Annotated in this window: 4 protein-coding genes and 1 tRNA gene; 3 read left to right on the plus strand and 2 right to left on the minus strand. The window is 57.1% G+C overall.

Features of this window, described 5'->3' with window-relative positions:
- On the plus strand, nucleotides 1-1174 hold a 1174-nt coding region (locus tag VGE80_RS05430; RefSeq protein WP_440591946.1), incomplete at its 5' end, for a GspE/PulE family protein.
- Nucleotides 1175-1258: 84 nt separating this feature from the next.
- On the opposite strand, the gene VGE80_RS05435 is transcribed toward VGE80_RS05430, so the two are convergent.
- A complete protein-coding gene (locus VGE80_RS05435) occupies nucleotides 1259-3901 on the minus strand; it encodes a PSD1 and planctomycete cytochrome C domain-containing protein (RefSeq protein WP_440591947.1) in 2643 nt (880 codons plus the stop codon).
- Between the two features lie 507 nt (nucleotides 3902-4408).
- Nucleotides 4409-5404, minus strand: coding sequence for an adenosine kinase (locus VGE80_RS05440; protein WP_373653190.1), 996 nt, complete (start codon nucleotides 5402-5404; stop codon nucleotides 4409-4411).
- Nucleotides 5405-5863: 459 nt separating this feature from the next.
- Here VGE80_RS05440 and VGE80_RS05445 point away from each other — a divergent pair, with 459 nt between their 5' ends.
- Both VGE80_RS05445 and VGE80_RS05450 read left to right on the plus strand, forming a co-directional pair.
- Nucleotides 5864-6286 (plus strand): secondary thiamine-phosphate synthase enzyme YjbQ, encoded by a 423-nt coding sequence (locus VGE80_RS05445; protein WP_373653189.1) that lies wholly within the window; start codon nucleotides 5864-5866, stop codon nucleotides 6284-6286.
- Nucleotides 6287-6789: 503 nt separating this feature from the next.
- Nucleotides 6790-6879 (plus strand) — tRNA-Ser (locus VGE80_RS05450).
- Nucleotides 6880-8229: the final 1350 nt, after the last annotated feature.

Here is an 8229-nt window from a genome sequence, read left to right on the forward strand (position 1 = left end):
TGAAAATGCCTCCGTGATCAAACTGGTCAACGAGCTACTTGTGGAAGCGCTCGAACAGCAGGCAAGCGATGTGCATATCGAACCGCAAGAGTACGGTTTGACGGTTCGTTACCGCGTGGACGGGCTGTTGCGCGTGCAACCCGTCCCCGAATCGATCTCGCACTTCTTCGCGGCGATCGTGACTCGTTTGAAGATCATGTCCAAACTGAACATCGCCGAGAAGCGAATTCCCCAGGACGGCCGAATCAAACTGCGCATCTCGGGCCGCGAAATCGACGTTCGTGTTTCCATCATTCCGATGGTTCATGGAGAAGGGGTGGTCATGCGACTCCTCGACAAAGGACGCATGGTCTTCAATCTGAAAAATGTCGGTATGCCCGATCAGATGGCCCAGACCTTTCACGAACTGATCGGGCTGCCACACGGCATTATCCTCGTCACAGGTCCCACTGGTAGCGGTAAAACGTCGACACTCTACAGTGCGCTGAATGAGATCAAAGACCCCACGGTCAAAATCATCACGGTGGAAGACCCTGTCGAATATCAGAATCCGGGTATCAGCCAGATTCAGGTCCATTCAAAAGTCGGTCTGACATTCGCCGCCGGGCTTCGCAGCATCCTGCGTCACGACCCCGACGTGATTCTGATCGGGGAAATTCGAGACGGTGAAACGGCCGAAGCAGCGATTCAGGCCGCACTCACCGGCCACCTTGTTTTCAGCACGCTCCACACCAACGATGCACCGGGCGCATTTGCCCGTCTGATTGATATGGGCGTGGAACCCTATCTGGTCTCCAGCACCGTCGAAGGGGTGCTCGCCCAGCGACTGGTCCGCGTGCTGTGTAAACACTGCAAGGAACAATACCGACCCGATCCGGACGAGATTCCGGAGGACTTCCCCGTTCCCGCCCCCGAATTCCTCTGGAAACCAATTGGCTGTCGCGAGTGCAAGGGGAGTGGGTACGCTGGCCGCCGGGCGATCTTTGAACTTCTTCGCACCGATCCTGAAATTGGAAAACTTTGCATCAACCGGGCCAGTACCGCAGAGATGCGAGACTACGCTCTCAAAAAGGGGATGATATCTCTGCGTTTGTCCGGCTTTCAGCGCGTACTGGACGGATCGACGACACTCGAAGAAGTCATGCGCATCACCAAGCGTGACATGATGGGCTGATCAGTACCAGACGAGGTCGGAGGCCGACGGGTTTCGCCCCGTTCCCGCATCCTGTCGGATCAGGTGGACACCACCAGCAATTCTCTATTCGCGTGTAATGAATTCATCGAGGTTCAAGAGCACGCGTGAGACGGCTGTCCATGCCGCAGCCTCCGTCAGCGATATCCCCGCGGGAGCCGGGTTGGGGGCAAATGCTTCGGCTGCCGGAATGTCCTGCGCGAAGCGATCCCGCTGCTCGTGTAGAAACCCTCGCAACCGAGCCAGTTCCTGCGAATTCGGCTCACGTCCCAGAGCGACCTGAACCGCGTGCATCAGTCGATCACTGTCATCCCCCGCAGGTGCTTCCAGCAATCGAACGGCAAATCCCCGTGCGAACTCGAAAAACGTCTGGTCGTTGGCCAGTGTTAATGACTGCAGTGGCGTGTTGGAACGGATTCGCCGCGTGCACGCGACATTCGGTTCCGGGAAGTCAAACGCGGCCATTGCGGGATAAATGCTGGAACGCCAGATGTGCGTGTAAAGCCCCTTGCGAAACCGATCGCGTCCCGTGGATGTCTTCCATGGTTTTTTGTCCTGCGTGAAATCAAAGACCCCTTCCGGCTGTGGCGGGTAAACCGGGGGGCCACCCAGCTCTGTGGTGAGCAATCCACTGACCGTCAATGCGGCATCGCGAATCATTTCGGCATCAACACGAATGCGTGCCTGACGGGCCAGCAACTTATTCATCGGATCTTGCTCAATCAGATCACTACGGGAATGAGATGACTGACGGTAGGTTGCAGACAGAACCAGTCCTCTCAAGAACGCCTTGAGATCCCAGGCCCGGGGATCCGACGCAGCGACTTGTGATGGGCTGTTGGCGTCTGCTGCATCGTCGCTGGCGGCTCCCGTCGACGTGGTGTCACGTCGAAACTCAGCAGCCAGCCAGTCGAGCAGCTCAGGATGAGTCGGTGGATCCCCCTGGATCCCGAAGTCATTCTCCGTTTCCACAATTCCCCGTCCAAAGATCCGCTGCCAGTACCTGTTGGCGATCACGCGGGGAGTGAGTGGATTTTCTGGTGCGGTAAGCCACTCGGCCAGTTGCAGGCGATTGGTGATGGATGCGAGTTCAGGACCTGGGGAAGCTGCTTGTGCAGCAGGCTGCTTGAGGACCGCGGGGATGGCCGGTTGCACCGGGGCACCCTTACGAAGGAAGTCTCCGCGAATCTGGATGTAGGTTTCTCGCGGGGGATTGATCTCCCGTGTGATCATCGTGGTTGCGAACTGGGGAGCTGTCTGACGCAGGCGACCAATCTCATCGAGCTGTGGATACTTTGAACGCGAGATTGGCAACCGCCGAAAGTAAGCGTCCAGATCCCGCTTATGCGTTTCCGACCGATCAACGGGGGGCAGATCCAAAGCGTTTTTCACGTTGAATGGCAACTTGGCCTTGTCTTCCTCCGTGAGTGTCTTTTCCCAGGCAGTCAGGTCATCCGCGATGGCAGAGATCTGATCCTTCAGTTCCTGTTCCAGTCGCTGGATTGTCTTTTGTATCTCTTTCCATCGCTCGGGCTCGCCGCTTCTGATCTGTTCTTTGGACGGAACATCGATCCGCGGCGCTGTCGGATCTCCAGCGTGGAACTCATTCGAGTTAAAGAACGCGTAGAGCTGATAGTATTCCCGCTGCGAAATCGGATCGTATTTGTGGTCATGACACTGAGCGCAGCCGACCGTGAGGCCAAGGAAAACAGCCCCCGTGGTGTTGACCCGGTCTACGACCGCCTCAACACGAAACTGTTCTGGATCTGTGCCCCCCTCTTCATTAATGAGGGTGTTCCGGTGGAAACCGGTGGCGATAAGTTGCTCCAGCGTCGGATCAGGCAATAGGTCGCCGGCAATCTGCTCGATCACGAACTGCTTGAACGACAGGTTCTGGTTGAGGGCATCGATCACCCAGTCCCGGTATTTCCAGATGGTTCGAGGTTGATCGCGAGTGAATCCGTTGGAGTCGGCGTAGCGCGCCGAATCCAGCCAGTCTCGCGCCCAGCGCTCACCGAAATGAGGGGACGCCAGCAACCGGTCAACAAGCCTTTCGTAAGCGTCGGGAGACGAGTCACTCACGAATTCCTGCACGGTCTCGACCGAAGGGGGAAGTCCAAGCAGATCAAAATGGACTCGTCGCACGAGTGTTGTTTTGTCAGCAGCTTCAGAAGGAGTCAGCTCCTCCCGCAGCAGGCGATCCTGAATGAAATTGTCGATCCCATTGTGTCGGGCGAAAGGTGCTTCGACCGTCGGGGGAATCACTCGTCGAACCGGTTGAAACGCCCAGTGTCGACTTGTCTTCGCAACGGCCGGTTCCGTCACTTCATCCCCAGGAGAATGAGCACCCTGATCGATCCAGCGTCGCAGCATGGCAACATCGGCCTCGGCCAGTTTGTCTCCATCCGGAGGCATCTGTAAGGCCCCTTCGGTCCCAGTAATGGCATGGATGAGCAGGCTGCGGGCGGAATCTCCAGCGATGACTGCGGGGCCCGAGTCGCCGCCCGTCGTGACTCCCTTCGCTGAGTCCAACCGCAGACTGGACTGCTGTGTTTCCTTCCCATGGCAGTCGGCACAATGCTTCAGCAGAATCGGCTTGACCTGAGTGGAATAGTCAACGGCCGCGTCGTCGGCGTGAGCGACGATCGGGCATAGAGACGTGAGAATGGCACAGCAGAGGAGTGCGCTAAAAAATCGTACGACCGGCATCAGCAATGCCTCGCAAACTCGATGGATCGAACTTGATCATCAGCAGTTCGTGAAATCGATGACTGCACAACGTTTGTAGACAACGGTGGTCGAGTGCCACGGTCGCAAAGCCATCGAAAACCTGTCGCTGCCGCTTCACGTTTGAATGAAAGTCGCCGGGAGGATCGAGGAAACTCCCGAATGGCCCTGCCATGAACGTGATCACGTATCAGTATGGTCCGTTGAATAGACCGGGTCAATTCCGAGACGGCACCGCGGCAACTGGTGTTTGGGCCGACGAACGTGGAACAAGTGAATCTGACGTCCCCTCCGTGACGTGGGGGGCCGTTGTTGCTCGCACGTCCGGCCGCAGACCTGATCCGGCGGAGGCTCTTTTTCTCCCGAAGAGACGGGAGGCAAGAAAAACAGTACGTCCAGTTTGGACGAACTTCAGATCCGTTCATCCAAACCGGGCATGTTCCTGTCAGACCGCTGCGAAAACAGTCGCTGCGGCGACTCACAGTGCGATCAGATCCCTTCCAGCAGTTTGGCGACGTCGGCTTTGGTGAATGGCTGCTGCAGGCGAGCACCCATCTGAGACACCACGCGTGCGGCGGCGTGAGATGCCAGGTGGCCCGCCTGTTTCCAGTTCAGACCGTTGGTGATGCCGTAGAGGATCCCTGCGGCATACATATCGCCTGCACCGGTCGTGTCGATCGCTTTCGTGGTGACCCCTTCGATCGGAATGATTTGGCCATCCTGCATCAGCAGCGATCCATCGGCACCCAGGGTCAACGCCACGTCGGCGGCGTGGTGATGAATCACCTGAGCACAATCGACGGGATCCGTCTTTCCTGTCAGGCTGCGTGCTTCTTCCAGATTGCAGAACAGCAGGTCGACCGAATCCTTGAGCAGGTGCAGGAACAGCTCGCGGTGCATCGAAATCAGGAAGGGATCGGAAACGGTGAAGGCGACTTTCACGCCGTTCTTCTTAGCCAATTCGATCGCTCGCAGGGCGGCTTCCTTGGTGGTCTCTCCGGCGAAGAGATATCCTTCGATGTAGACATACTTCGACTTCTGAATTTCCGCTTCAGAAATGTCGTCGGCGCTTAGCGTGGCCGAAAGACCGAGGTGGGTCAGCATGGTTCGCTGAGCATCGTCTGTGATCAGCACGACGCACGCTCCGGTCTGTCCGGCCACCTGCGGGACTTCGATCGTGACCCCCAGGTCCCGCATGTCCTTCAGCCAGAACTCGCCAAGTTCATCCTGTCCAGTCTTGCCCGCATAGGCTGCTTTACCACCGAATTCGACCAGGCCCGCGATCGTGTTGGCCGCCGATCCCCCGGCACAGCGATTGATCTTGGCACCTCGGATCGACTCCAGCACTCGAGTTTGAGTCCCGTCGTCAACCAGCGTCATGATCCCCTTCGCGAATGCCAGTTGTTCCAAGGTGGAGTCTTCGATGCGAGCCTGAATATCGACCAGCGAATTGCCGACGCCGTAGACGTCATAAACCGTTGCCATGGAACTTACTTTCAAAAAATCATTCAAACTCGGGCGAAGGTAAAATTCGATCCATCTCTCGCGGCGGTCACTGGGAAGCACTGGCCCCTGAACCCGCAGAAATGAACGACCGAAGTGCTAACCGTTTTCAGAACGAGGTTCTGCTCAAAATGGCGGCAGGAAAGGGGGGCACGTTCGCGCAGTCGAAGCCCGCTGTCCGCTTCATTTCGATCAAATCCATCAGAAACATGATTTTTTACCAGACTGTGGAATCGCTCGCCACCCGCATCGCCCTTACCGGCGGTACCATCCACCGACTGCTGAAACCCTGCTTCCAACCGTTGTGTGAGACGAGTGAGGGCTGTGAGAAGCTTCGTTCAAGGACTTCGCCGTGTGTGCTACGCTGCGAAAGGTCCGTATCCCACACCTGGCCGGACCCGTTTAAACAAGGTCATCCGCTTCGCGTCCCGGAGGTTCCACATGAAGTCACTGACAGAGTATTTGTACTTTCAGATTCCCAACCGGATGGGCTTTCTCAATATCACCCCGACGGTTGAAAAACTCGTGGAAAAGAGTGGCGTCAAGGAAGGACTGCTGCTCTGCAACGCCATGCATATTACGGCATCCGTCTTTATCAATGACGATGAACCGGGCCTGCACCAGGATTATCAGCAGTGGCTGGAAGAACTCGCCCCGTTCGACGCCTCACCCGCTCGATACCACCACAACAGAACGGGTGAAGACAACGCCGACGCCCACATGAAACGCCAGATCATGGGCCGGGAAGTGGTCGTCGCCATCACCAACGGCAAACTCGATTTCGGACCGTGGGAACAAATTTTCTACGGCGAATTCGACGGCCGCCGATCAAAACGAGTGCTCGTCAAGATCATCGGCGAATAGCGGTCGAGTCGCCTCACCCACCCCCTGCAGAAGCCGAGAAGTCGTCGTTCGAGAAACTCCGGAAATGTCTCTGAGAGAGTCCTCCGAGCCTGCTGGCAGGGCAGGGGGGGAATGGTCCGGACAACTGTCGCTCCTTTCAATCGAGGTGCCGAAGAAAAGGATCAAAAAATCCTGGCGAGAGCGGGTACGATTTCCGGTCAGGCAAGGGCAACGGACAACGCCAAATTCCCCCCGGCGTTGCGGATGGCAATCACGGAAGAGGGATGTGCCCGGTCAGAGGCAACGTACTCTCGACCTGTAGAAGTCGTCTATTCCGGTGAAATTTGGGGCCGCGGAGGCCTGAAAAGAGGCGAAGTGCAGATTTCTGCCGGTGATCGGCCAGCTGGCGGAATTTCGTCGAATTCGCAGGAATCGGGCAAATTTTCACTCATTTTTTATCAGGTATCAACACGACTTGTTTTTCAAGCTTCATTGGCTATAGTTTCGACTTCAATTGGTCAGCCGGAGAGGTGGCTGAGTGGCCGATAGCACCGCTTTGCTAAAGCGGCGTAGGGGTATTCCTCCTACCGAGGGTTCGAATCCCTCCCTCTCCGCATCAACCGTCGAGAAAACGTCTGTTTTCTCGACGGTTTTTTCATTGTCAGCTGGGCAAGTTTCATTTCTCGGATATGCAGTTGCTCTACCCACCGCGATGGCCGGACCTGCAACGGCCGGGGACAGTGACCGGGAGGGCAGAGCGTCCGCCGCAAGGCAGAGATCGGTCGGGTCCGGCAGGCGATACCAGAGCCCCACGAACGGGAACGAGAATGGGAGACAAGCCCGGCGGCATGGAATCACCCGGCTGAGGTCGCGGCTGATCAACTTTTGACAGAGCAGGACTGGCACCCTCTGCGATGCGTGTCCTCCTTTTCAACGAGCGGCGAGCGGCCCATCATCCCAAATCGCCACCCACCGCAGCCCTCTTGATGAGATCCGGAGGCGGCTCAGTCTGTTCCGAATTGTCAAATAGCCGATATGCCGTCGATTCGTTGTGCGGCTCAATACAAAGCCGGGAATAGGGGCCCTGAAAGGGCCTCAAACGTTCCCTCTCTCACCCCAGCTTCGCGGTCCGTTGGCCAGCCTTCCGTTAAATAACGGGGACAGGAGCATCCGTTACCTCGAGTCCCTGTCGCTGCTTTTCAATTCTCTCGTTTTCCAACGCTCTTGGCTCTTTGCTTCGGCACCTTTCACGTTCCCCAAGGGACCGAGCACCAGGTTGCCGCGTCATCTCCATGGTGAGCAACCGCTGTGAACCGCTGTGAACCGCCGTGAACGGGATATTCGCATTCCACAATTCTCTGGCCAGCCGGGCCAGTCCCCTGAAAATCATGTAAATCATTTTCAGGGAAGCACATGGGACTGGCCACCGACTGGCCAGGGATTGGCCAAGCTGGCCAGCCAGTACCCGTCAGCACCCAAATTCTTCGGCGGGCCAGCAACACAATCGTCTCGTAGAAGTGGCGTCCCGCCGCGTCATCTTCGTCAAGCCAACTCCCCGGTAATGGCACCACAGAAGTTTCTTCTCCGATCCAGAGCATCATGACGACCCTCTCTTCGCCCGTCGCAGGCGATTGTGGCTGAGACCCCCGCAACCGCGTCCAATCCTCACGAGTCAACCGGTGCAGCAACATCGACCGCCGCAAACGACTTTCCGACACCACCAGGACCAGTCAAACGCGTGACCATTCCCCATGCCACGAGCTCGCCCCACAGCCAGACAAGAGGCCAAGGCTTCAGCTGCTCAACACACCGCGATACAAAACCCGCCAGCACCCCACTCATCAATTCCGAGCTCGCCAATTCAAACGGTGGCTGACAAGTTCTCACATCAATCGGGGAATGACATGTCGTAAAACTTCCGCGATGGAGTAACTCGCTCTGCCTTCCTCACCGAGCAACAGAAG

The sequence above is a fragment of the Schlesneria sp. genome, from assembly GCF_036405755.1.
In the GTDB taxonomy this organism is placed as follows: Bacteria; Planctomycetota; Planctomycetia; order Planctomycetales; family Planctomycetaceae; genus Schlesneria; species Schlesneria sphaerica.

Bases quoted from the DNA above. Each gene is read 5' to 3' on its own strand.
- VGE80_RS05435 (WP_440591947.1), bottom strand. From the start codon at position 3,901: ATGCCGGTCGTACGATTTTTTAGCGCACTCCTCTGCTGTGCCATTCTC.
- VGE80_RS05445 (WP_373653189.1), top strand. From the start codon at position 5,864: ATGAAGTCACTGACAGAGTATTTGTACTTTCAGATTCCCAACCGGATG.
- VGE80_RS05440 (WP_373653190.1), bottom strand. From the start codon at position 5,404: ATGGCAACGGTTTATGACGTCTACGGCGTCGGCAATTCGCTGGTCGAT.